This window comes from Pseudoalteromonas sp. S408 (assembly GCF_005886645.1).
Classification (GTDB): Bacteria; Pseudomonadota; Gammaproteobacteria; order Enterobacterales; family Alteromonadaceae; genus Pseudoalteromonas.
In genome coordinates this window covers 60,594-85,783 of the sequence record NZ_PNDY01000005.1, presented here as the reverse complement: position 1 = coordinate 85,783, position 25,190 = coordinate 60,594, and the positions used below count along the sequence as shown (strand labels likewise).

At 40.3% G+C, this 25,190-nt stretch carries 17 protein-coding genes and 1 riboswitch; of the genes, 11 read left to right on the top strand and 6 right to left on the bottom strand.

Annotation, left to right across the window (positions count from 1 at the left end):
• Positions 1 to 143: 143 nt before the first annotated feature.
• On the top strand, positions 144 to 1,037 hold the full coding sequence (locus CWB62_RS05995) for a bifunctional GNAT family N-acetyltransferase/hotdog fold thioesterase (RefSeq protein WP_058405939.1): 894 nt from the start codon (positions 144 to 146) through the stop codon (positions 1,035 to 1,037).
• A gap of 67 nt (positions 1,038 to 1,104) precedes the next feature.
• On the opposite strand, the gene CWB62_RS05990 is transcribed toward CWB62_RS05995, so the two are convergent.
• The 5 genes from CWB62_RS05990 to dapA all read right to left on the bottom strand — a co-directional run bounded on the left by CWB62_RS05990 (position 1,105) and on the right by dapA (position 6,330).
• Positions 1,105 to 2,139: a phospholipase A gene (locus tag CWB62_RS05990; RefSeq protein WP_058405940.1), complete on the bottom strand. Its 1,035-nt coding sequence runs from the start codon at positions 2,137 to 2,139 to the stop codon at positions 1,105 to 1,107.
• Between the two features lie 218 nt (positions 2,140 to 2,357).
• Positions 2,358 to 3,479: a succinylglutamate desuccinylase/aspartoacylase family protein gene (locus CWB62_RS05985; protein ID WP_058405941.1), complete on the bottom strand. Its 1,122-nt coding sequence runs from the start codon at positions 3,477 to 3,479 to the stop codon at positions 2,358 to 2,360.
• Between the two features lie 5 nt (positions 3,480 to 3,484).
• Positions 3,485 to 4,690 (bottom strand): PLP-dependent decarboxylase, encoded by a 1,206-nt coding sequence (locus tag CWB62_RS05980; protein ID WP_138527352.1) that lies wholly within the window; start codon positions 4,688 to 4,690, stop codon positions 3,485 to 3,487.
• On the bottom strand, positions 4,690 to 5,430 hold the full coding sequence (locus CWB62_RS05975; protein ID WP_058405943.1) for a 2,3,4,5-tetrahydropyridine-2,6-dicarboxylate N-succinyltransferase: 741 nt from the start codon (positions 5,428 to 5,430) through the stop codon (positions 4,690 to 4,692). Before CWB62_RS05975 ends, CWB62_RS05980 begins: the two co-directional genes overlap by 1 nt.
• Before the next feature lie 15 nt (positions 5,431 to 5,445).
• Positions 5,446 to 6,330, bottom strand: a complete 885-nt coding sequence (gene dapA / locus CWB62_RS05970; RefSeq protein WP_138527351.1) for a 4-hydroxy-tetrahydrodipicolinate synthase — start codon at positions 6,328 to 6,330, stop codon at positions 5,446 to 5,448.
• A 128-nt stretch (positions 6,331 to 6,458) separates the two neighbouring features.
• Positions 6,459 to 6,655: riboswitch (Lysine riboswitch) on the bottom strand.
• 191 nt (positions 6,656 to 6,846) lie between these two features.
• Here dapA and CWB62_RS05965 point away from each other — a divergent pair.
• From CWB62_RS05965 to CWB62_RS05935, 7 genes are all read left to right on the top strand, one after another.
• Positions 6,847 to 7,551, top strand: a complete 705-nt coding sequence (locus CWB62_RS05965) for a DNA-3-methyladenine glycosylase I (protein WP_138527350.1) — start codon at positions 6,847 to 6,849, stop codon at positions 7,549 to 7,551.
• A gap of 2 nt (positions 7,552 to 7,553) precedes the next feature.
• The gene (locus tag CWB62_RS05960; protein ID WP_138527373.1) at positions 7,554 to 8,963 is read left to right on the top strand and encodes a protein adenylyltransferase SelO; all 1,410 of its coding nucleotides are present in this window, start codon (positions 7,554 to 7,556) and stop codon (positions 8,961 to 8,963) included.
• A 391-nt stretch (positions 8,964 to 9,354) separates the two neighbouring features.
• A complete protein-coding gene (locus CWB62_RS05955) occupies positions 9,355 to 10,410 on the top strand; it encodes an OmpA family protein (protein WP_138527349.1) in 1,056 nt (351 codons plus the stop codon).
• A gap of 277 nt (positions 10,411 to 10,687) precedes the next feature.
• Positions 10,688 to 13,285, top strand: coding sequence for a bifunctional aconitate hydratase 2/2-methylisocitrate dehydratase (gene acnB, locus CWB62_RS05950; RefSeq protein WP_138527372.1), 2,598 nt, complete (start codon positions 10,688 to 10,690; stop codon positions 13,283 to 13,285).
• A 226-nt stretch (positions 13,286 to 13,511) separates the two neighbouring features.
• Positions 13,512 to 17,681 (top strand): PKD domain-containing protein, encoded by a 4,170-nt coding sequence (locus CWB62_RS05945; protein WP_138527348.1) that lies wholly within the window; start codon positions 13,512 to 13,514, stop codon positions 17,679 to 17,681.
• Positions 17,682 to 17,901: 220 nt separating this feature from the next.
• Positions 17,902 to 18,534, top strand: coding sequence for a 2OG-Fe dioxygenase family protein (locus tag CWB62_RS05940; protein WP_058405948.1), 633 nt, complete (start codon positions 17,902 to 17,904; stop codon positions 18,532 to 18,534).
• A 9-nt stretch (positions 18,535 to 18,543) separates the two neighbouring features.
• Positions 18,544 to 19,779, top strand: coding sequence for a cysteine desulfurase-like protein (locus CWB62_RS05935; protein WP_138527347.1), 1,236 nt, complete (start codon positions 18,544 to 18,546; stop codon positions 19,777 to 19,779).
• A 61-nt stretch (positions 19,780 to 19,840) separates the two neighbouring features.
• On the opposite strand, the gene CWB62_RS05930 is transcribed toward CWB62_RS05935, so the two are convergent.
• A complete protein-coding gene (locus tag CWB62_RS05930) occupies positions 19,841 to 20,545 on the bottom strand; it encodes a 2OG-Fe(II) oxygenase (protein WP_138527346.1) in 705 nt (234 codons plus the stop codon).
• A gap of 33 nt (positions 20,546 to 20,578) precedes the next feature.
• Between CWB62_RS05930 and CWB62_RS05925 the strand changes: the two genes are divergently transcribed.
• The 3 genes from CWB62_RS05925 to CWB62_RS05915 all read left to right on the top strand — a co-directional run bounded on the left by CWB62_RS05925 (position 20,579) and on the right by CWB62_RS05915 (position 25,174).
• A complete protein-coding gene (locus CWB62_RS05925) occupies positions 20,579 to 20,968 on the top strand; it encodes an acyl-CoA thioesterase (RefSeq protein ID WP_138527345.1) in 390 nt (129 codons plus the stop codon).
• Between the two features lie 245 nt (positions 20,969 to 21,213).
• Positions 21,214 to 22,179 carry an aldose epimerase family protein gene (locus CWB62_RS05920; RefSeq protein WP_138527371.1) on the top strand — a complete coding sequence of 322 codons (966 nt, stop codon included), beginning with the start codon at positions 21,214 to 21,216 and terminating at the stop codon, positions 22,177 to 22,179.
• Positions 22,180 to 22,393: 214 nt separating this feature from the next.
• Positions 22,394 to 25,174 (top strand): TonB-dependent receptor, encoded by a 2,781-nt coding sequence (locus tag CWB62_RS05915; protein ID WP_138527344.1) that lies wholly within the window; start codon positions 22,394 to 22,396, stop codon positions 25,172 to 25,174.
• The last annotated feature ends 16 nt before the right edge of the window (positions 25,175 to 25,190 follow it).

Genomic DNA, 25,190 nt, shown 5'->3' with positions numbered 1-25,190 from the left:
TTGTCATTAATTTTTTACGCATTTATAAAGTCTCACCAAAGTCGTATTTGCAGTTTTTTTAAGATGGAGTATGGTATTTGCCATCAACAGGTTGAGGCCTTTTTAGATTTTTACATGCGGCTTTTACAACAACAGGAGTAAGTATGTTTCAAGTAAGTACCCCACAAAGTAGCGAAGATTGGCAAGCTTATTATCAATTACGTTGGGAAGTATTACGTGCTCCTTGGGGCGAGCCCAGGGGTTCTGAACAAGATGATTTAGAGCAGGACGCTGAACACCGGTTTATAAAAAATAAAGAGGGTGAAGTATTAGGGGTGGCTCGATTACATTTTAATAACCATGAGCAAGCTCAGGTTCGTTATATGGCGGTGGCTGAAGGTAACCGAAATCAGCATATTGGTAGTCGTCTGTTACACGATTTAGAAAAAATAGCATGGACACAAAATGCCGATGAACTGGTGTTATTTGCACGCGAACGCGCACTTGAATTTTATAAGCGCCACGGCTACGAATTAAAAGAAAAAGCGCACTTAGCTTACGGTGATGTTCAGCATTTTAAAATGGTTAAGCAAAAGCCGAGTGAGCCAGGTTGGTTTCGTCATCCTAATTGGACTCAAGTGCTACAAAATATCTGGCGGGAATCAATTCCTATTAGTGATGCAATGGGCATTAAAGTAGAAAGTTACACCGATTGGCAATTTACAACCAGCGCTGATTTAGACGCTAATTTAAATTTACATAACACCATGTTTGCTGGTTCTATTTATAGCTTAGCCACATTAACTGGCTGGGGAGCAACGTATTTGGCGCTCAAAGAAGCGGGGCTTGAAGGTAATATTGTACTGGCTGATGCCAATATTAAGTACTTAAAGCCACTCAATACAGATCCGCGCGGTTGTGTCGATTTACAAGCGTGTAAAGGTAAATTAAGCGATTTAGAAGCCGATGGTAAAACAAGTTATGTGGTACCGGTAACCATTTATGATGGTGACAATGTAGTTGCTGAGTTTGAAGGTGTGTTTGCCGTAAAAAAATAACGAGTAATTTTTAATTAAAAAAGCCAAGCACTTAATAATTAATGCTTGGCTTTTTTATGCGCTGATTTTATAACAAATCGGTTAATAAGATACCCACGCCAATCCGCTCAACATCGGCGTTGTAATCAATTAGGCTTTCACCGTAGCCGTTAAAGTATTGCGCGTAGCCACGAACGCGGCCCCACAAAGGAAATGACCAATCAAGCTGAAGTGCACCGCGATTGTCTGAGTTTAAATTGTTGCGAGTCATAAAGCTAAATTCATGATCGTGATAACGATACGCACCACTAAATTCAAAATACCCCATGTATTTGTAAATATCGGGGTTATCGTCACCTTTTGCGTCTAGCAGATCTTCTTTTTCGTCTTCAGCTATGCGGTACCAAGGTTTAAAACTAAAAACAAAGCCTCGGTTTTCCCAAATGAAATCGGCGTAAATACGGTTCCACGAGCGCGAGTTTGGTTGGCTACGGCCATTTGACTGGTGCGATATACCGAGCACAATAGCCATTTCATCGCCCCAGAGTACGTTTTCTGGATCAAGGTAATTCATCCAGAAAATTTCTGGCTCGTAGTTAGTTTCACGAAATGGCGATGAAATTTCCGAGTTATAAATTTGCCAATACGATTGCAGGGTAAAGCCAAAATACAATGCTTGGTCTTCGTCAGAGAATTCGTCAAACAAGGGGACCTTGATTGAAAGCTGATATTTAGCTTCTAAGTTATCGAGTGTATCACCATCTTGTTCGTCTGTGAGCTCGTCAAAACGATCGAACGGGCGATCGTTTGGATGCGATACATATGATAATGGCAATATGTAATTACGTTTATGGGGTGTGATTACATTACGATTTTTTTTGCCTACCTCTTCACGTGCTTGGCGTTTATCAAGTGCGGTCAGTTGTTTGTTTTCTTCCAGTGCAGAGCATTTTTTACGAAGCTCATCGAGTGTTTGCTTGCCATCGCCCCCAATCACTTCATTCAAAATACATTGCTTGACGAGTTCTATGCTGCTGTCTTGCTCGTTTGTTGGTACTTCGTCTTGCGCAAATGCTGCGGTACTTAGTAAAGCTGAAAGGGTGATCCAGTGGCGCCAGCTCATTGTAATTCCTTGTGAGTATTGGGTAGGTTGTGATTTATTTTATTATAACGCTTTTTACATTAGGTACAGTGAACTTTTACTGAACTGTTTACATTACGTTAAAAGCGGTACTGATAGATCAAAAGAAAAGCGGCCTAAGCCGCTTTGTCTAATGTACATTAACTTAGGAGATTAATGTACTCTCACGCAATGAGAAGGGTGAGTGATAGCGCAGTGCGCTATAACTCAAATATGTTGGTAAAAAATTTATACAACTCAGTGCCTTGGTTTACGCTTGCCGAGGCAAAGTGCAAAATAGCGATGGCATCGAAATCGAGGCTGAGCGTTTGTAGTGGCTGCTCACTCAAGTAGCGCTCCATGCGTAAAACATGTGCAATGGGCTCGCCTGCTTTAATATGCCCACCTAGTGGGGCTACATATTCAACCATGCCGCCAATAGGGGCGTAGTAAGCAAAGTAGTCATCTAAATGGCATGCGTAGCGGGTTATATTGCTCGGTTTGTGTGGTGCGTCTACCAATACGTTTTTATGATTTAGGTAACTTAAAATGCTATTTGAATCGTTGAGTGCTTCTTTTAGGTCTATTTTTTCTTGGCTACCTAGCTCAACCGTAAAGGCTTCTACCTGTACGTTGAATGATCGCCCTTGCGCGCTAAGTGCATCACTTAGGTGCCACCATGGGCAAAAGCTTGCTTCGTCCATGGCGCCATCAAAGTCGCTTGGGATGAGCAGTATATGTTCAATATTAAAATAACGAGCGCTGTCGGTTGCATACGCTGGGCAATATAAGTGCTTGCTTGAGATAGGCCCTGTGTGTAAATCGAGTACTATGTCGGCTTGGTGCGCAAGCTTTTGCAAATTAAGCGCAATGCGTTTACCTGTATTGAGTAAATAAGCGGGGCCGTTAAGTTTGGCATCTATTTCATCAAGCAGGGCTTTTTTAAAGTTACTTTTTAAAGCTGCATCGCCGTACTGGCTATGATCTTTGGCAAACTGGGTGACTAAATCACTATTGTAGTGATACATGCGGTTCCAGTTAGTGCCAGTAATCGGGTCGAATCGGCCAAGGGTAAATTCCCCTGATTTTTGGTTACACCCAATAGGGTTAGCATAAGGTACTAAGGTAATGTCGCCTTTTAAATTGAGCTGTTTTAATTGCTCTAACAGCTGAAAAATAACCGCGTTACCTTGTACTTCAGCGCCGTGCATATTTGCTTGAATATAAACACTTGGCCCGCTGCCATCGCCTTTTAAGCGATACACAGGAATAGTGAGAGGCAAGCCGTTTGCCACTTCCCCTACTACAATGTTTTCTTGGCTGATTGGTGTTGTTATGCTCATGTTTATTACCTTAAATAGTGGCTGGCATCTTCTGCTTGGCGTACACAGGTGAGCTCACCATTGTGTAACACATATTCTGCTGCCAGCTCATGGCATAAAAAATACGGCATGCTTTCGGTAAAACCATAGGCGCCACATTGGCTAAATACCAGCCAGTCTTGCTCGTTTAAATCGCTTGGTAAGTTATGCTCGCCTAAGCAATCAAGGGCCGTACATAACGGCCCATATAAGCTCATTGCTTGTTCTGGCGCTGTTGATTCGCGCAGTAACGCCGCAGGAAAATCTTGGCTTGTAACAGCAGGGCGCAATAAGTGGTTAATACCACCGGTTAAAATAACTTGCTGTTGGCAGTAGTTTTGTTTGCACTCAACGACGGGGTTAGCGTAATGACCGCATTCGCCTACAGCGTAACGGCCAAGCTCCATCCATAGCTCGTCTACACCCGCATCTTTTTTAATTTTTGCCAGCGCGGTGATTAATCCATCCCACTCAAGTGTTGCATCGTTTGGTGTGTAAGGAATACCTAAACCGCCGCCTAAGTCTAAAACTTTAAGGTTTATATTTAAGTTATTAGCCAAGGTGGTAAGCGGTGCAATCATTTGCGACCACAGCTCGCTTAGCTTTTGCGTGCTAAGCATGTTACCCCACTGAAATATATGTAGGCCATCAAAGCTAAGGGCTGGGTAATCGGCGGTATTTAGTGCTTGCCATTCATCGCAGCCAAGCCCAAACGGAGTTAGGCTGTCGCCGCCTAGAGGATTTTTTTCACCTTCAGGCCAGCGTAGTTGCACACGTAATAAAACTTGCAGCTGCGTATTTTGCAGCTGCGCTTGTTGGTTTAACCAACGCACTTGATTGAGGCTTTCGGCAACAAATATGCGCACACCGCGATCAATAAAGTGTTTAATTTGTTTAGGGCTCTTTGCAGGCCCTGTGTTGAGCACGCGCTGCGAACTAATACCTTGTGCAAGGACTTGTTCAAGTTCACCTTTACTTGCAACGTCAAAGTTAAAGCCTGCGCTATCTAAGCTTTGAATAATCTTAGAAAGCGGGTTCGCTTTTACTGCATACCAAAGTTTTACATCGGTTTGCGCAACTAAACGCGCAAGGTGTGCGTTTAGTTTATCTAAGTCGTAAACAAAAAAAGGGGTATCAAGTTGCTGTGTAAGCGTATTAACAGAGGTTTTGATTGGCGTGCTCAAAAAGCTCATTATCGTAAAACCTCTTCTAGCAATAATGATGCATCGCTTTGTTCGTCACGGTATTTAACAATTAACGCACACGACATGCTCAAGCCTTGCTCACGTGCCCATTCGTTTGACGCCGGGCGAGAGCCAGGTATTACAATTGCGTATTCTGGGATTGGTTCGCCTTTATCAAGCTGACGCTCATTAACGCAGTCGTATACCGGAATGGTTGCAGATAAGCGTACGCCTGGCGCTAGTACTGCCCCTTTTTTAACAACTACGCCTTCAACAATGACACAACCTGCGCCAATAAAGGCATCGTCTTCAACTACTACAGGGCTTGCACCAATTGGCTCAAGTACACCGCCAAGTTGCACAGCTGCGCTCAAATGTACGTTTTTACCTACTTGTGCACACGAGCCTACTAATGCGTGGCTATCAACCATAGTGCCTTCGTCGATGTATGCGCCAATGTTTACGTACGCTGGTGGCATAATAATAGTGCCTTTAGCTACGTATGCACCACGGCGAACGCTTGAACCACCAGGTACCATACGCACGCCGTTGTCAGTACTAAACTCTTGCGGTGCAAGGTTGTGTTTATCTACAAAACCACCTGCAAACTCAGTGTTAGTGCCATTTTTAAAGGCTTCTAAAATGCCTTGTTTTACTTCTACGTTAGCTTCCCATTGGCCGCTTTCGTTTTGTGATGCTGCGCGTACTGCGCCCGATTCTAAATTATTTAGTAGTTCTAACCAGCTCATTATAAAAACCTGTATTTAATGCCAAGATAAAATGGTGTCGTTTGCAGTAGTAATGCAATCGGTTTGCGTTAACTCAAGATGCGTTAAAGGTGGGCGTAGCAACGGGCTACTTAAGCGGCCTTGTTGGTGCATTAACACTTTAACGGGAATAGGGTTTGCTACAGCAAAAAGGCTATTAATAGCGCGAGTCCACTGAGCAAATAAATTGGGGTGTTGGCCACTTAGGCTGCGTTTTACAAACTCATGCGTTTGTGTTGGCCACGCGTTTGCTGCAACCGATACTAAGCCTTTTGCGCCAGCTTGCGCGAAATAGGGCATAAGTGCATCGTCGCCACTGTATAGCGCTAAATTAGGTGCGGCTTGTCGGTATGCTTCAAATTGGGTGATGTTGCCACTGGCTTCTTTTAACGCCCAGAGCTTTGGATGCGCCTGTAAATTTTCGATGGTTTGCACCGGAATACTTACACCGCTTCTACCTGGTACGTTGTACAACATACACGGGTGCGCGCTTTCGTTTAATAAGCTTTCGTACCAATGAGTTTGACCTACAGCCCCTGGTTTTGCATAAAGGGGCGAGCCTAGTAAGTAACTGTGAATAGGTAACTGATTGCAATAGTTAACCCACTCTTTCTGTTGGGCTAAATTGCTACCGCCTACAGCAACCATAAGCGGTACACTGGGCTTTAGTTGGCACACGTGCTCAACAATGGCTTGTTGCTCTTTAAGTGTCAGCGCTAAGCCTTCACCTGTACTACCAAGGAGTAAAATACCGTTGTGTGCCGCTTCTTGTTCACTAACGAGAGTTGTGAGTGTGTCGTAGTCAACATTACCTTGTTGATCAAACGGCGTTACAAGCGCTGTCCACAGTGCGTAGTCGTCTAAATTGAAGTTGTTGATCATCTCTTACGAACCTATAAGGTGTTCGAGATATTAAAGGGGCTTTATGATGTGAGCCGCATTAACGTCGTTCGAACAGTATTCGAAGAGCGAATGGGCTTAAAATAATAGGGCGCACGGCCTTATTATTTAAGACCAGAAGCTCTCCACCAAACTAATAAGCTGCTAAAAAACAGCTCTTGGTGACAGTCGCTAGGATTCAACCTAGTCGCCCGAAGTAATTGCTTCGCAAAAGCGTTTACCTCTCGGCGGTATTCCCCTGGCGTATGCTCACTGGAGTTTGCGCTCCTAACATACGCTACCTGAATAACGCACCTCTTCTAGCCCTTTGTATTTTGTTTAACCGCAAAAGAGTTAGCAAAATACAATTTAAATAGGGTAATTGCGGCGATTAAAACATTTTAGCCGTCTAGGTGTCAAGCTGCTAAATATAGATTAGCTCATCGAAAATAGCGGTGGTTACGTATTGGCTGCTTTTCTCGTACACTAACCCTATGAGCAGCGAGGTATTTAATAAGTATGGAAAAATTTAGTGATATTTATAAGCGAGCGGTAGAGCGAAAGGGCTCTGAAAAAATGCTTAAGTTATTACTCGCAAAACCTTTATCTAAAAAAGCGTTAAGTACGTTAAGTGACGACGATTGGCTTGAAGAATTTACCCGAAAAGTTTTTCAAAGTGGCTTTTATTGGTCGGTAATAAATAGTAAATGGCCGGGCTTTAGAGAGGTTTTTTGGGAGTTCAGCGTTGATAAGTTATTAATGATGCCGCCCGATATGCTAGAGCAAAAAGCAACGGATGAACGCATTATTCGTAATTATAAAAAAGTGAAAACGATTCCTGAAAATGCTTACATGATCCACGAAATAGCACAGGAACATGGCAGCTTTAGTAAGTTTATTGCCCAGTGGCCAACAGATAATATTATTGGTTTATGGGCGCATTTAAAAAAACACGGTGCTCGGTTGGGCGGCAATACAGGCCCCTATGCTTTAAGAGCGCTTGGTAAAGATACATTTTTACTTTCGCGCGATGTAGAAAGTTACTTAAGAGCGCATAAAATAATTGATGGCGGGCTGCAAACTAAAAAATCACTCACTGCTGCGCAGGCATTTTTTAATGAAATGCAAAAGCAAAGTGGTTTAAGCATGCAAGAGCTAAGTTTAATTGTGGCCTACGGTGTGGGTGACAATCGCGTAGGTATAAGCCAACAAGCTGAGGATTAATGATGAAACTAGTGCCGAGATACACAGACATAGCAGATAACTTCGCGATAGAGGATCAACCCTCAAGCGTTGCTGCACCGCAATTGCTGCTGTGGAACGCATCGTTAGCTAAGCAGTTTAATATAGAAATTGAGCCGCAGCTGCGTGCAAGTACCTTTGCAGGCAATGAGCCACAGCAAATAAAGACGGTAGCGCTTGGCTATTCTGGGCATCAATTTGGACACTTTTCGCCTCGCTTAGGTGACGGGCGCGCGCATTTGCTTGGCGCTATAAATGACGATAAAAACCAGCTATGGGATATTCAATTAAAAGGCTCAGGCGCTACCCCGTATTCTAGAGGTGGCGATGGAAAATGTGCACTAGGCCCTGCTATTCGTGAATACGTAATGAGTGAAGCTATGCACGCATTAGGTATTCCAACCACTCGCTGTTTAGCTGTTGTAGGCACAGGCGAAAGCGTTTCCCGCAACCCGCCTCAGCCTGGTGCTGTTGTTACTCGCTTAGCAAGTAGCCATATTCGGGTAGGCTCGTTTCAATATTTGGCAACACAAGGTGATATTGAAGGTTTAAAAAAGCTAGCGGATTTAGCTATTGGACGTCATTACCCTGAAATAAAGAGTGAAGGCCCAGAACGGTATCTAGCTTTTTTAGAATCAGTGACTAATAATCAGGTAAGCTTAATAATTAATTGGATGCGCGTAGGATTTATCCATGGTGTTATGAACACCGACAACACGCTAGTCAGCGGTGAAACCATAGATTATGGCCCGTGTGCGATGATGGATAATTTTGACTTTGACACCGTATTTAGCTCTATTGACAAACAAGGGCGCTACGCTTTTGGTAACCAGCCAAATATGGCGAGTTGGAATTGTGCTCGTTTAGCTGAAAGCCTTATCCCATTAATTAGCGATGATGAAGAAAAAGCAGTGTCATTACTGACTCCCGTCATACATCGCTTTTCAGAACAATTTAATACTCAATTTACAGTAATGTGGAGCAAAAAATTAGGCCTGGTTGATGCAAACGAGGGCGACAAAGAGCTTGTTTCTGAGCTTCTAACATTATTGCAAACACATCATCTTGATTACACCAATACTTTTGATGCATTGACGGAGTTTGTGAATGGCAACGCAACTTTTCCTGAAGAACTAACTGAGTGGGCGAATAAGTGGCAAAGCCGAATAAGTAACGATAGCTACAAAATCATGCGAGCAGCCAACCCACGTATCATTCCGCGAAATCATATAATTGAAACAATATTAGCTGAATATAATGAGCTTGGTTCAAGTAAGCTGATGAGTCGTTTTATCAAAGTGGCTAATAATCCGTACTTATTCAGCGATGATATGACCGAATTTCAAAAGGTGCCTTTAAATGATACTAACTACAAAACCTTTTGTGGTACTTAAGTGTTGTAAAAATAGATAAGTTAATGATTATAAATAACGATATTTTAGAACAGAGATGTTCATTGATTGAGCAAAGCAAATTCTGGTGTTACTATCTAAATGTATAAAGATAAGTTAGTTTCATTGTGAGCAAGAACAATTAATTGAGTTGTCTTTGTGTCTTCTGCAGATTATCGATTTATATAATCAACTAGTTGGTTTCTAGCTAGGTAAAGTTTTAAATTTCACCTAAACTGATTTGTTGGATATCGTTATATCGCATTGAAAAAAATTATAAACTTTATTTTTCGTTAAGTATTGATTAACAAAAGTTGAGTTAGTCTGTATAAAACTTAGTGAGCTAGTACTTAATTAGCCACAATTTATTAGTTGTTAAAATGGGAAGAAAACAATGAAATTAAAATCACTAACTATTGCAATTGCGTTAGCTGCAACTAGCGTATCTTCATTTGCTGCTGACAAGCAAGAAGGTTTCTATATTGGCGCATTTGGCGACTACTACGATGCGTCTTGGGAAAATATGAGCGCACAGGCTGGTCTTGACGTAAATGAGTCGACTGGTTTTGGTCTTGAAGCGGGTTACCGTTTCAGTGATTTTTGGAGTGCTCGTTTAGAGTATGCAGATCTTGATTTTAATGCATTCGATAAAGCTGCTGGTAACCGTAACAATATCGATGGAAGCCGTTTTGGTATTGATGCGCTTTACCATTTAGATGGCGGTCCTTTCTACGGTTTAGTTGGTATTAAATCAATGGACGTGGTTGATGACAACATGTTCTTAAACGCAGGTGTTGGTTACAGACATTTCATTACAGATAACTTATTTGCTAACGTTGAAACTGCTGTATACCAAGGTATTGATAAAGGTTACACAGATGTTGGCGCTAAATTAGGTATTAACTATTTCTTTGGTCAAAACACTATGCCTGCTGAGCCAGTGCAGCCTGCGCCAGAAGTTGTTGAAGTGCAAGTAGCACCTGTTGATAGCGATAACGACAACATTCTAGATGTTGACGATAAGTGTGCTAATACACCAATGACAGACGCTGTTGATGGTACTGGTTGTACTTTATACGAAGATAAAGAAGTAACTGTAAGTTTATTAGTGACTTTCCCTAATAACAATTCAGCTGTATCACAACGTTACTTAGATGACATCGACCAAGTTGCATCTTTCTTAAAAGATTACCCAGATACAACAGTGCTTTTAGAAGGTCATACTTCAGCAGTAGGCAAAGCATCTTACAACAAGTGGTTATCAAAAAAACGCGCTGACGCTGTAGCTAAGCAGTTAATGGACGATGGTATTGCGTCTGACCGTATCACTACGGTAGGTTTAGGTGAAGAGCGCCTTAAAAATGAAGCTAACACAGCAGCTGCACACGCAGAAAACCGCCGTGTTGAAGCGCACATCAAAACAATCAAAACGGTAAAAGTTTTACGTTAATAGATTATTTGATGATAGAAACCCAGCTTATGCTGGGTTTTTTTATGGTTGCCATTTAAATCGTAATGATTATTACTTAATAAGTATTCATGGAAATAGAATTTACCGCAACCACTATTCATGTTATTTATAGCCGGTATAATCAGTTGTGTAACTGGATGGATTTTCATCTATCTATAAAAGCTTTATAATTACGCGTTAGAATACTATAAGTATTGGGTAACAAGTGCGCATGAAGCGCTACCGAATACTTTCACGTCACCAAGAGGGCAATATTGTGCTACAAGAATATCGTAAACACGTAGAAGAACGTGCCGCGTTAGGTATCGTACCAGCGCCATTAGATGCTCAGCAAACTGCTGATCTTATTGAATTAATAAAAAACCCACCGGCAGGTGAAGAAGAATTCATTTTAGATTTATTAATTAATCGTGTACCACCAGGTGTGGATGATGCTGCATATATCAAAGCAGGCTTTTTAGCCGCTGTTGCAAAAGGTGAAGCGAGTACTTCTCTTATTTCTAAAGAAAAAGCAGCTGAATTATTAGGAACAATGTTAGGCGGATACAACATCGCGCCAATGATTGACCTACTTGATGACGAGTCATTAGCGCCAATCGTAGTAAAAGGCCTTTCAAATACACTACTTATGTTTGATGCTTTCTACGACGTAGAAGAAAAAGCTAAAGCGGGTAATGCGTTTGCTAAGCAAATTATTGAATCTTGGGCTGCGGCTGAATGGTTTACAAATAAGCCAGCAGTCGCTGAAAAAATCTCTGTTACTGTATTTAAAGTAACGGGTGAAACAAACACTGATGACTTATCACCAGCACCAGATGCATGGTCACGTCCTGATATCCCACTTCATGCTTTGGCGATGCTAAAAAATGAGCGTGATGGAATAAACCCAGACAAAGCAGGTGAAGTAGGTCCAATCGTTCAGCTTGAAGAATTAAAAACTAAAGGTTTACCACTTGCTTACGTAGGTGATGTTGTAGGTACTGGTTCTTCTCGTAAGTCTGCGACTAACTCTGTGCTTTGGTTTATGGGTGATGATATCCCATTTGTACCAAACAAACGTGTTGGTGGTGTATGTTTAGGTAACAAAATTGCACCTATCTTCTTTAACACAATGGAAGATTCTGGCGCGTTACCAATCGAATTAAATGTTGACGAGTTCAACATGGGTGACCAAATCGACATTTACCCATACGAGGGTGTTGTTAAGCGCCACGGTACTGATGACGTTATCTCTACTTTCGAACTTAAATCTGACGTAATTCTTGATGAAGTTCGTGCTGGTGGTCGTATTCCACTTATCATTGGTCGTGGTTTAACAGACAAAGCACGTACATCTCTAGGTTTAGGTGCTACTGACGTATTTAAAGTACCAGCAGTGACAGAAGAGTCAGACAAAGGCTTTACACTAGCGCAAAAAATGGTTGGTAAAGCATGTAACGTTGCCGGTATTCGCCCAGGCCAATACTGTGAGCCTAAAATGACCACTGTAGGTTCGCAAGATACTACAGGTCCTATGACACGTGATGAACTTAAAGACTTAGCATGTTTAGGTTTCTCTGCAGATTTAACAATGCAGTCATTCTGTCATACTTCTGCTTACCCTAAACCAATTGACGTAAACACTCACCATACGCTTCCTGATTTCATCATGAACCGTGGCGGTGTTTCACTTCGCCCAGGTGATGGTGTAATTCACTCTTGGTTAAACCGTATGTTATTACCAGATACTGTAGGTACTGGTGGTGACTCACATACGCGTTTCCCATTAGGTATTTCGTTCCCAGCGGGTTCAGGTGCAGTTGCATTCGCAGCAGCAACCGGTGTTATGCCACTTGACATGCCTGAGTCTATTTTGGTTCGTTTTAAAGGTGAAATGCAGCCAGGTATCACGTTACGTGACCTTGTACATGCAATCCCTTACTACGGTATCAAAGAAGGCCTATTAACGGTTGAGAAGAAAGGTAAAATCAACGAATTCTCTGGTCGCGTACTAGAAATTGAAGGTGTTGAGCACTTAACTGTTGAGCAAGCGTTTGAGTTATCAGATGCATCAGCAGAGCGTTCAGCTGCAGGTTGTACTGTTAAGCTTTCTAAAGAGTCTATCAGCGAATACCTTGAGTCTAACATTGTTATGCTTAAGTGGATGATTTCTGAAGGTTACGGTGATGTTCGTACAATCGAGCGTCGTATTACTGCAATGCAAGATTGGCTGGCTAACCCAGAACTTATGGAAGCTGATGCTGATGCAGAATATAAGCACGTACTTGAAATTGACCTAGCTGACATTAAAGAGCCAGTACTTTGTGCGCCAAATGACCCAGATGATGCGCGTTTACTATCTGACGTTACAGGCGAGAAAATCGATGAAGTATTTATCGGTTCTTGTATGACTAATATTGGTCACTTCCGTGCCGCAGGTAAATTATTAGATGGCTTTACTGGTCGTATTCCAACACAGCTTTGGGTTGCTCCACCAACGAAGATGGATAAAGACCAACTTACAGACGAAGGTTACTACGGTATCTTTGGTCGTGTTGGTGCACGTATTGAAACTCCAGGGTGTTCACTGTGTATGGGTAACCAAGCACGCGTTGCAGATAAAGCAACGGTTGTTTCTACCTCAACACGCAACTTCCCTAACCGATTAGGTACGGGCGCAAACGTATTCTTAGCATCAGCAGAGCTTGCTGCAGTGGCGGCAATTTTAGGTAAATTACCTACCCCAGCTGAGTACCAAGAATATGCAGCGAAAATCAATGCAACGGCAGCAGATACTTACCGTTACTTGAACTTCCACCGTATGCCTCAGTACACTAAGAAAGCAGACAACGTAATTATTCAGCAAGCTGTATAATTAATAGAGTTTGTTTAAAAAAACCCGCTTAGGCGGGTTTTTTATTGTTTAAGTTTATATGTATCAATTAAGGTATGAAAAGGGTTAGTTTATTAAAAGTAATGAAATAGGTTTGCTTTTTAACAAAAAATAAACAATTATATGTTTTGATAACACTTGTTAATGATTGAGGGAGCGATCATCAAGTATTTTTTTGCTCCATCTAAATTTAGTCTTGGAGCACATAATGGATGTAAATAAAAAATACCGATATGGTTTACTAGCAAGTACGATGAGTGCCTGTCTGTTTGTATCAGGTTGTGATATTGATGATATTATTGAAGATGATAACGTAGCCCCTTCTGTTGAAATTACGGCTCAAAATCAAATACAAGAGAAAACGGCTTTTACTCTAACAGCTAACGCTATTGATTCAGATGGTCAAATCATTAGTTATAATTGGCAACATGATTCTACACTCAATTTAAGTGCGCAAAACCCCAACTCCAACGAAATTACTTACCTTTCACCCGACATCACTGAAGATATGACCGTAAATTTCACAGTAACTGTAGAAGATGACGATGGCGCAACTACCACAGCTACTCAACAAGTGTTAATAAAGCGAAATTCAACGGCTGTAACTCTAAATGGCTTAATTACTGACAATACTATTAGTTTTGCAAATGTAGAAATAACCATAGGTGATAAAACTTATTCAGCTACAGCAGATGAAAATGGTGTTTACACAATAGTCTTAGATGTCGATGAAGCCTTAGAACAAACGCTAGTAAAAGTTAAAGCTAAAGGGCGGGATGATTTAAACCCTGGGGTTGAATTTATCTCTCAGCTTAGCTCTGTTAAAAAGTTAGCTACGCAGGCAGGTGATGATGGTATTTTGGACAGTGATGAAAACTTTGGCGTTAATACAACTAATGTGACAACAGCAGAGTATGCACTGATTGTAAGAGATGGTGATGAGCCCACTAGTGAAAGTGAGTTAGATAATGCACTTTTAAATGTTGATGCAGATGAAAAAGTTCAACTTGCGAGCTTGATTAAAATTATTGTAGATAACCCTGATTATGAGTTGCCGGAGGGTATAGAGAGCACCCTCGATTTAGTTACTGATGAAGAAGCTGCACAGCAGTTTGAAGAAGAAGTTAACGAGCAAGATCCCGATCTAATAGAGCAAACTAAAACAGAAATTAAAGAAGACGAAGATTTGGTCACAGGCTCAAAAGAGCCGTTAATTGGTGAGTATATAATTAATTCTCCGCGTTACTATACAAACCATGCCAGTCACTTAACCTTAAATGAAAATGGCACTGGTCAATACCATGCAGTTACGGGTAGCCCAGTAACGTGGCAAGAAGTAAGTGGTAAGATAGAAGTTACTTTGCAGTTTCCAGTACTCATTAACAAATACTCCCAAATCGAAGACGATGTTGAAACTATTTATGAGGAGCATTTAAATTCATTTTCGCTGCAAGTACTCAGTGAAAACGATGTTTTTAAAACAATAGATATTAAAAGCGATATTACAGTTTACGAAGACAGCATTGAGGTTCAAAACAAGCAAGAAATACAAACTACTAATCTTATCCTTAAAAGTAAAACATTAAGCTTGACAGTCGAAGATATTGTTGGCGAGTGGGAAATGCAGCGAGCTGAAAGCCGTAATTATATTACTCACCTAGAGACTATTGCATTTTATGAGGATGGAACTGGCGCTGTTTTAAGTGATAATTTAGCACCGTTTGAGTGGGTGCTTACAAATAATAAATTAATAGTAACCTATGATGAAGGCGGTAGCATTGGTATAACTAATTTTTGGTTTACTAAAAATCTAAAAGCGGGCTATCAATTAGTTTCATTAGATACTTCATCAGCCGACCCAGCTGATAGCCAATTTGGCTTAATGATAAAAAGAGAAACGGTGTCTTTATCAAATGACGATTTAGTTGGGCGTTGGCACGGCTTTGTTGGTACGGCACAACTTTATGATATGAACGTGTTTGCCGATGGCACCATAATGTTAGGGCTTGGGACGACGTCTTACCAGGGGGGGCTTGAGGATGGCAAACTAACTAGACGCCGCTATGAGTATAATGGCTACACCGTTAGCAGTTGTGAAGGGTTTGATGAAACATGCTACTTAAGCGCTGAAGTAACCCATGACATCGTTGCAGTAAAGAACAGCTATTACTACTTATTAAGAGAGTTTAAATGGTTTTCTCCTGAAGGCGATATTGATGATATTCAAAAGGGATTACTTATCTATCAGTATAGTAAAGATCTAAGCTATTCAGAGTTTACGCCTTACTTATTACAAAATAGTTTTAACCTTTATAAAAGTGCTGGTGATCAAGTCATAGAGGATCGAATCAGAGTTAATTATGATGACGGCTCATTTACGATAACAATTGACGGGATAGAGTATGAGGCTCAGTTAAATGAAGGTGTAATTGAATATCGAAAAGATGAGCGCACATGGCTTTTTGAAATTGTTAGTGGTGATGGTGAAACATATACTATTTGTAATTACCAACAAGGTAGTAGCTGTACACAGAGCGATAAAACCGTTTATCAATCTAAAAACCCACGTGTAACTTTAACAGCTGAATCTAATGAATTTGGGCAATTACAGCCTGCAGTACAAGAGGTACCTTTTTCTCAACTGGTTGGTTTTAATATAGTGCCTAATGAAGGCTATGAAGTTGATTCAATAGAAGGTTGTGAAGGTTACATTGAGGGGGAATATTATATTGCCTTTAGTGGACACAGTGACTGCGAAATTAATGCGACCTTTGTAGAAAAACCAGAAACACTATCAGGGCAATTTTTAATTAATAATCCTGATTATTTTACCTCTACCTCTTTCAAATTAGGGCTTAACGAAAATGATGAGGGCAGCTTTACTGGCAATAACCAAGTAGCAATATCTTGGAACAAATACTTTGACGAAATTAGAGTTAATTTTTCTGATGAGTATGTATTAAATGAAAGTATAGCGTATGAGGTCGTGGATGGCTCTCAAGTAGAAGTTAGGTTTAAAGATGTAATGACCTATATTACCTTAAAAGAACGTTTTGAATTGGGTGATGGCTGGTACGAAATGAAACAAAGTATAAGTAAGTTTCGTAACGATGAGTTTGTCGAGGAATGGTATAGTGATAGCCATGTTAAGTTATTTGATTCAGTAGTGCCTCAAATTGATTTAACCTCAAACGATTTGGTTGGTAGCTGGTCTTTAGATATCCCATCTGAGAGTACAGTTAAGGAATTACTGCTAAATGACAATGGAACAGGTAGCGTAGTCGATACTATTGATGCAGCGCAAACAGAAAGCTTTACTTGGCAGCAAACAGCAACAGGGCTTAAAATTACGACCTCTAATAGCGTTGAAGATATTTATATTACTAAAGATATAGACCTTGGTTATCAAGTAATAATGCAAAGCCAATATGAAGATGAAAGGCAGATTAATGTTGCCGTAATGATAAGGCTGGAAGAGCAAGTAATAACACCGAGTAACTTTGCTGGTCGTCATTTATTTAAAGAGGGCCATGACTTAGAGAACATCTGGGATGAGCTGCAGATATACGAAGATGGCCAAGTATTCTTCACATATTCTACAAGCTCCATTCAAGGTGAGTTTAAAGATGACAGCTTTATCCGAAGCCGAAAATATGATCAACTAACTGGGAGATACGGTTCTGATTGCGATTTGGCTTTAGAAACATGTTTAATAGATTTCTCAATGAATTATAGGCTTATTAACAGTAATGATAACTACCAAGTTGTTGAACGTGTATCTAGATCATTTGATACTAATTCAGGGGAAGAACGCTTTTCTTACGCGTCGCTTTACTTTGAAAACTATAATGCAAATACAAGCGCAGATAAGTTTTATGATCATGAAATTCCTTTTAAAATTTACGAACGCAGTGGCGAGAACTTTGTAAAGTGGGGGATTTACTATATTGGTGGTTATGAGCTTTGGAAAAACGACATCAAATTTACATCACTTGAATTAGTTGAGGGTAAATTTACCTACGAGCAAGACGGCCAAAACAAGGTCATTGAGTTTATTTCAAATGATCGCGATGAGATAGTGCTTTGTGAGTATTTGCAAGGTACAACATGTCAAAATCAAGAAGAGATTACTTTTACGATTTTTGAGCCAAGGTATGATGTTACTGTCTATTCAGATGGTAATGGAGTGCTAAATAATGGGGTTGAAAACTATACAAGCTTTCATGGCGATACGTTAGCCTTTAATATCTCTGCAAATACAGGCTATAAATTAGCGTCAATAAGCGGGTGTGATGGTGTTTTAGAAGATAATACATACACTATCCATTATTTGGCACAAAGCTGTGATATTAATGTCGCATTTGAACTAATACAGTGAATGTTTTTTTCAGGTACAGACTTTAATTATAGTGATGATTAACCTTAATAGATTGGCTACACAGTGTAGCCAATTTTTTTGAATTAAATTTTCAATAAAGTATAGATTTAGATCTTAAACTTTAACTTTTAATCTTTTATACCTCAATTTATGCTCAGAAATTCCTCGCTACATGCATTAAAATCCCTCCCAATATTCTCATTATTTTAGGCGAGATTTCATGACTGCATTAAACAACCAGAATTTACTGCAACTTCGTTTTATTAACCAAGCAAATATTGATTTGGTTAAGCCTTCTTTTGACAACCTACCTGCAAATCCCTATGCAGATGGTGAATTTCGTAAGCGTCGTTATTCAGTAATTAAATTTCAAAATGGTGAGCTAAAATTACAAGCTGCCAAAGCATTTGTTCAAGACGACTCAATTAATACGTTTCAAGGTAACGTTGAGCGTACTTACGAAAATTTAGAGCAAAGCTTACTTGAATCAGATGGCATGAAAAGTATTGTTAGCGAATTTTGCGCTATTACAGGTATTGATGAAGAGCGTGATATTGAAATACATCAATTTAGAATGCTTGCCATTGATAGCGATACACCAGCAGCGCCAGAAGGTGTTCACCAAGATGGCTTTGACCACGTCTGCGTATGCGGTGTTTCGCACGAAAACCTCGAAGGTGGCGAGTTACTTGTATATGAAAACAAACAAGCTGAACCATGTTTTAAAATGGAAATTAAAGACGGTATGTTTGCACTAATAAACGATCGTCAAGTGTGGCACAACGCGACGCCAATGAATAAAGTCGATGCCAGCAAGCCAGGTTATCTGGATTGTTTTGTACTTACCTCTTAAGGAATCGGCATGAACATAGCGCAATTACGTGAGCAGTTTCCGGCATTAATACAAACCGTTGATGGTAAATCGCCGATATTTTTAGACGGACCAGGTGGATCTCAAGTGCCACAGCCTGTACTAAATGCAATGTCTGCTTATTTAGGGCACTACAACTCAAACCTAGGTGGTGCGTTTTTTTCAAGTGATAAAACCGTTGAGTTAATGGCAAATGCTCGCCAAGCTGCAGCAGATTTACTCAATGCGCCAAGTGCTCAAAATATAGTGTTTGGTCCTAACATGACCAGCCTGACCTTTAGTTTTAGCCGTGCTATTTCGCGCGATTGGCAGGCAAGTGATGAGATTATCGTGACTAACGCCGATCACTTTTCAAATGTATCGTCATGGCAGCAAGCCGCAGAAGATAAAGGCGTTAAGGTTAATACTGCCTTGATTAATGAAGCCGATTGCAGCCTAGATATGACGCAGTTTGAAAGCTTATTAAACAGCAAGACTAAATTGGTGGCTGTTACCTATGCCTCAAATACCACAGGCTCAATTAACGATATTAAACGTATTATAGAGCTTGCTCATGCTGTAGGCGCTCTTGTGTATGTTGATGCTGTGCATTATACGCCGCATGAGCTTATTGACGTACAGGCACTTGATTGTGACTTTTTAGCCTGCTCGGCATATAAGTTTTTTGGCCCGCACTTAGGTATGGTTTTTGGTAAAACTGAGCACTTAGAAGGTTTTACACCTTATAAAGTCGAACCCGCTAAAGATGTAGCGCCGGGACGCTGGGAAACCGGTACCCAAAGCTTTGAAGCAATGGCAGGGTTTGTTGCTGCTGTTGATTACATTGCTGCAATAAGCGAGCTTGATGATGGCCATACGCGCCGCGAAAAGCTAAGCGTGGCGTTTGCTAAAACCAAACAGCATGAGATGGCGCTTAGTGAGCATTTTTTAACGCGTTTGGTTAATTACCCTCGTATAAAATTGTACGGTATTGATGACTTTGATCGCTTAAACGAACGTACACCTACATTTGCTTTAACGTTTGAAGGGCTTGAGCCTCGCGCCGTTTCAGAGTTTTTAGGCAAACAGCATATATGTGTGTGGGATGGACATTTTTACGCGCAAGGTTTGTGTAAGCAATTAAACGTGCTTGATAAAGGCGGCGTAGTACGTATTGGTTGTATGCATTACAACACAGTCGAAGAGCTTGATAAGCTGTTTGATATGTTTGACGAGCTACTTGGTTAAAGAGTTCGTCTATTAAATATATAAAAAAGCCATAAGTGTTACTTATGGCTTTTTTATTGGTTTAGCTTTTAGGTGCACCATATATTTGCTCTGCACGGTTAAATAGCACCCACGAGGTTAAAATATACTTATCGTTTGATACTGGCTTATTGCCTCTATGTGTATGCGTAAAGTAACCAGGCGCTATCACCATGGTGCCTTTTCTAGGGGCTATTTTACGGTTTTGATAGTAAAACTCTGTTTCCCCGCCTTCCTCTACATCGTTTAAGTAAAACATAAATAAAAGTACACGATGCAGTGCTTCATTGTGTTGTAACTGCGGGTAAACCTCACTATGCCAATACGGGTACCCCCCTTTATTGACCTCGTATTTCTGCGCTTGAATGTTGCCTAATCTAAATATTTGCTGCACAAGGACAGGGAGCTGTGGTTTGCCTACTTCTTCAAAGTTCTCTTGAGTTAAATCTACTACTTCCCCCGTTTTTGGATGATAAACCTTTAAGCCAAAGGCGCCAATCATCATAAAAATATGTTCTTCAATATACTTAAAAACATGCTGTGCAGTCGTTTGTTGTATGTGTTTTAATTGCTCTGCATATTCGGGGTGACTATTTAGGTGCAGGTCGTGGCTGTCTTTTTTCTTTAAATCAACACCACCTGACGTAACCCCTTGTTTTACATGCGGGCTTTGCGTGAACGTATTAATAAAATTTTCACAAAAATCATCGCTCAATGCGTTTTCATAAACGCGAATAAAGTCCGTCATGGTTTACCTTTGTATAATTATTTTTGGATTAATATGTTTACTGAAAAAGTGATACCGCGCTTTAGCGAAACAGATGCACTCGGACACATCAACAATACCGTACTACCCGTGTGGTTTGAAGCCGCACGCGTACCTATTTTTAAATTTTTTACGCCAGACTTAAACCCACATGATTGGAAGCTAATTATTGCCAAAATAGAGGTGTCGTTTGTAGGGGAGTTATTTTATGGCCACGAGATCACGATTAAAACCTCTGTAGAACACATAGGCACTAGCTCTTTTGTACTTAAGCAAGAGGCATTTCAGCATGATAAATGTTGCGCGATTGGCAAGGTCGTTATGGTCAGGTATGACTTTGCTAAAAAAGCTAAGCACGCATTGAGCACTGAAGAAAAAGCAGCACTTGAGCAGCATATGGCTTAATTTACAAACCGATATTGTGGGGTTACGCACATTTCAACTTAGCTCATTATAAATAATTGAGTGCCAATAGCTGAAAGGTAGTCAGTATTAACGTTAAATAAATAACGCAATTGTAAATTTTATTAAAAAATTTAACGTTTTTTAATTGAGTTACCGATTTGAGTTATATATTATTTATAGTATATATAGCTGCCTTATCTAACTAATATAGTTATTTAGGTAACTTTTGGGGAATGTGCGTGACGATGACAACCATTGATGAACCAATGCAGGTTATACGGCTTAGTGACGCTAAGCATTTAACTGCCGAAATATTGCCATTTGGCGCAATAATCAAAAGCATTAAATTTAAAAACCAAGAAATGACGCTCAGCGTCGACGATCCGCACTATTATCTTCAAAACCCGTTTTATTTAGGTGCAACAGTGGGCCGGTATGCAAACCGCATTGCAGAAGGGCGTTTTACTTTAGCCGGAACAGATTACCAACTCGATAAAAATAATGGTCCAAATAGTCTGCATGGTGGTGTGAAGGGCTTTAATAAAGTGCAGTGGCAAGTGATTCAGCAAACTGATAGTGAAGTTGAACTTTATTATTGCTCAGAGGATGGCGAGCAGGGATTTCCGGGCCAATTAAAAGTATGGCAAACCATCACTGCAGAAAATGGGCAACTTTCACTTAAGTTTAAAGCAACTTGTAACAAAGAAACTCTCGTTAACTTTACCAACCATTGTTATTTTAATCTTGAGGGCAGCGACACCATTGCCAATCATTTACTACAGGTAAATGCAACCCACTACTTACCCATTAACGAGCACAGCATTCCATTAGGTGAACCTGCTCCCGTTGCAAATAGCTGCTTTGATTTTATTAAGCCAAAATTAGTAAAAGATGCATTGTCGCAAAGTGATACACAATTAGATGCGGCCAATGGCTTAGATCACTGCTATGTATTTGAAAACGAAGACAGCCTTCATACAATGGCTACATTAACGTCACAGCAAACCGGTATTAATTTAACACTCAAAAGCACTCAGCCAGGTATGCAATTATACACAGCTAATTTTGTTAGTGACCCTTTCAAGCCACGCCAAGCACTGTGTCTTGAAGCACAGAATTGGCCTGATGCGCCCAATCGCGAAAATTATCCAAAAGCTAGCTTATTGCCTGATGAAGAATACAGTCAGGTTATTATTTATGCATTTTCGTAATTAAACTCAACACTTTAATGTTGGGTTTTATGTTAAAAAAAAGAAAACAGAAAGAAAATCCATAGTAACAAAATGATGCCTAATATTAAGGAAAAGGTTGCACTTTTTCTTGTTTTAAAGTATTTATAATATAAATAGTATTTGAGATAGTTTTGAAACTATTCAACCAACACAACGACAAAATAACTACACACAATCAGGAGTTTTTAAAAAAATGATAATTAACAATAATTTATCGTTCAACAAGAAAACCGCGCTCAGTTTAGCCATCGCTGGTGTACTGGCAAGCGGGCATGTTGCAGCTCAAGGGGCTGAAGAGACTACAGCAGAAAAAGATATCGAAGTTATTGAAGTTCGTGGCTTAATAAGTAGCCTTAAGCGTTCTTTTTCTGATAAGAAAGAAGCGCTCATCGTTTCTGATGGTATTTCGGCGGAAGATCTTGGTAAATTTCCTGATCAAAACGTAGCAGAGTCACTACAACGTATTACGGGTGTTGCTATTGACCGTAGCGGTGGTGAAGGTCAGCTTATATCAGTGCGTGGTTTTGGCCCTCAGTTTAACTTGGTTACTGTTAATGGCCGTCAAATGGCGTCGGAAAGAGCTGGCCGTGAGTTTAGCTTCGACACACTTGCTTCAGAGCTAATTTCAGGTGCAGATATCTACAAAACATCAAATGCTGCTAATCAAGAAGGTGGTATTGGTTCATACATTAATTTGAATACAGCTAAACCTTTTGACTTGGACGGTTTCAAAGCTGTGGGTAATGTAAAAGCAACTTACGACAGCTTATCTGAAAGCACAACCCCTGCATTTTCAGGTCTCATAAGTGACACTTTTATGGAAGATAAATTAGGCGTACTAGCCTCTTTATCAGTACAAAAGCGTGATGCACAAATTAACCAAGCTGATACACGTGGCTTTTACCGTGTCGATCGTATCCAAACAAATGACTTTGATGCTGCTGCAGGTACAGGTAAAGAAGCATTTAATGTATGGGTACCACGTAATTTAGATTTAACTTCAAACGTTGAAGACCGCACGCGCACAAGTGGTACACTGGTATTTCAATACGCTGCTAGCGATGATCTAACTTTAACGTTTGACGGTATTTATTCAAAATTTGAAGTTGAGTCTCAAGTAAGTAACTATGCAAACTGGTTTACTCCAGGTAACTTCCGTGATTTTCAGGTAGATCCATCAACAGAAACAGTGACTTATTGGTCACACAATGCGTTTGACGATCCAAATGGTGGGGGCTCAGGTGCAACTGACTTTGTTCAACAAGGTTTAGACCGCAACGTTAAAATTCAATCTTTTGGCTTTAATGCTGATTGGAAACTAACAGATCAGTTAAAAGTAGATATCGATATTTCTACGTCTAAAGCTGAAGATTTAAGTGGCGATCAAAGCCGTGTTTTCACCGTAATGGGTTACGCAAACGGTTATACATATGACTTCACTGGTGGTGGTGATTTACCGGGTTTATCTTCTGATGGAATTAACGGCCCATTCACTCAAGCAGACTCAAGTAAACTTCGTGCGCACTACGTAGAGCGTGGAGGTGATGAGCGTACTGATGAAATCACAGAAATGCGTGCAGATTTCACTTACACACCAAATAGCGAAACGTTTACTCAGTTACGCTACGGTGTATACACACAAGATAGAACAAAAGAAGCTAAAGTATTTCAATCGCCAAGTTTACCAAATTGTTTCTACTGTGGTTACGGTCTAGATGTTCCAGATGACTTAGCATATCTAGTTACACCAAATGGTTGGTTTAATGGTATTCCATCTTCATTCTTTGGTTACAATGTAGATGATTACTTATCGTACTTAGAATCTGATGCAGCTATTTCTGGTCAGTCAGCCAACCGCGGTGATGATGCAGATGCAAATATTGCAGCGTTTGCAGCGTTAAATGGTTATACGCCGGTTGAGTTAGGTACAAGTTTTGAAATAGAAGAAGAAATATTTTCGGCTTACGCTGACTTTGTATTCCAAGGTGATTTAGGTGATATACCATGGACTGTAAATGTTGGTGTTCGCTACAGTGAAACTACAACTACAGCATCGGGTAATCAGGCTACATTAGTTGATATTGCTCAAAATCCACTAGACGGTACAATCCTTGACCAGGTTTACATTGAAGATGCAAACGGTCAACGAGCTTCTGTTCCTATTACGCTTAAAAACTCTTACACAAATTTACTTCCTAGCTTAAACGCTAAGTTTGAAGTTGAAGATGACATGTTGTTACGTTTTGCTTACTCAGAAACGATTACTCGACCAACATTAGAAGCAATGCGTCCAGTGACAAATATAGGTACAACTCGCCCAGATATTTTACTAGCAAGCGGTGGTAACCCTAACTTGACTCCATTCCTATCAACAAACTGGGATATGTCATACGAGTGGTACTACGATGATGCAAGCGCCGTATCTTTTGGTATTTTCAGCAAAGACGTTGAAGGCTTTATTACAGTAACACCGGCTACAGAGTCTTTCTCTTTAGCAAGTGGAAGCTATGATTTCGAAGTAAGTCGTCCACGTAATGGCGCTACTGCACAAGTTGAAGGTCTAGAAATGGCTTGGACTCACACGTTTGAAAATGGTTTTGGTTTCCAAGCAAATGCAACTATTGTTAATAGTGACAGTGAAGATGGCTTTCAGTTAGAAGGATTAGGTGATTCACAAAACTTAATTGGTTTCTATGAAAAAGACGGCTTCCAAGCCCGTATTGCTTACAATAATCGTGAATCATTTTTACAAACTCTTCGTAACGGTGATACTGGTGAGCCTGAGTATGTAGATACTTATGGACAGTGGGATATCAGCGCCAGCTATGACATAAACGACAATCTTACAGTTATACTTGAGGGTATTAATATTACTGATGAGTACACGTCTAAACACGGTAGCTTAGCAAGTCACTTTACTGAACAAGTTCGTTCAGGCTCTCGCTATGCACTAGGTATTCGAGGCTCGTTCTAGTCAGGTTATGATGTAA

What these genes read in the sequence shown, in the direction of transcription:
- CWB62_RS05995 (WP_058405939.1), top strand. Translation starts at nt 144, where the DNA reads ATGTTTCAAGTAAGTACCCCACAAAGTAGCGAAGATTGGCAAGCTTAT.
- CWB62_RS05990 (WP_058405940.1), bottom strand. Translation starts at nt 2,139, where the DNA reads ATGAGCTGGCGCCACTGGATCACCCTTTCAGCTTTACTAAGTACCGCA.
- CWB62_RS05985 (WP_058405941.1), bottom strand. Translation starts at nt 3,479, where the DNA reads ATGAGCATAACAACACCAATCAGCCAAGAAAACATTGTAGTAGGGGAA.
- CWB62_RS05980 (WP_138527352.1), bottom strand. Translation starts at nt 4,690, where the DNA reads ATGAGCTTTTTGAGCACGCCAATCAAAACCTCTGTTAATACGCTTACA.
- CWB62_RS05975 (WP_058405943.1), bottom strand. Translation starts at nt 5,430, where the DNA reads ATGAGCTGGTTAGAACTACTAAATAATTTAGAATCGGGCGCAGTACGC.
- dapA (WP_138527351.1), bottom strand. Translation starts at nt 6,330, where the DNA reads ATGATCAACAACTTCAATTTAGACGACTACGCACTGTGGACAGCGCTT.
- CWB62_RS05965 (WP_138527350.1), top strand. Translation starts at nt 6,847, where the DNA reads ATGGAAAAATTTAGTGATATTTATAAGCGAGCGGTAGAGCGAAAGGGC.
- CWB62_RS05960 (WP_138527373.1), top strand. Translation starts at nt 7,554, where the DNA reads ATGAAACTAGTGCCGAGATACACAGACATAGCAGATAACTTCGCGATA.
- CWB62_RS05955 (WP_138527349.1), top strand. Translation starts at nt 9,355, where the DNA reads ATGAAATTAAAATCACTAACTATTGCAATTGCGTTAGCTGCAACTAGC.
- CWB62_RS05945 (WP_138527348.1), top strand. Translation starts at nt 13,512, where the DNA reads ATGGATGTAAATAAAAAATACCGATATGGTTTACTAGCAAGTACGATG.
- CWB62_RS05940 (WP_058405948.1), top strand. Translation starts at nt 17,902, where the DNA reads ATGACTGCATTAAACAACCAGAATTTACTGCAACTTCGTTTTATTAAC.
- CWB62_RS05935 (WP_138527347.1), top strand. Translation starts at nt 18,544, where the DNA reads ATGAACATAGCGCAATTACGTGAGCAGTTTCCGGCATTAATACAAACC.
- CWB62_RS05930 (WP_138527346.1), bottom strand. Translation starts at nt 20,545, where the DNA reads ATGACGGACTTTATTCGCGTTTATGAAAACGCATTGAGCGATGATTTT.
- CWB62_RS05925 (WP_138527345.1), top strand. Translation starts at nt 20,579, where the DNA reads ATGTTTACTGAAAAAGTGATACCGCGCTTTAGCGAAACAGATGCACTC.
- CWB62_RS05920 (WP_138527371.1), top strand. Translation starts at nt 21,214, where the DNA reads ATGACAACCATTGATGAACCAATGCAGGTTATACGGCTTAGTGACGCT.
- CWB62_RS05915 (WP_138527344.1), top strand. Translation starts at nt 22,394, where the DNA reads ATGATAATTAACAATAATTTATCGTTCAACAAGAAAACCGCGCTCAGT.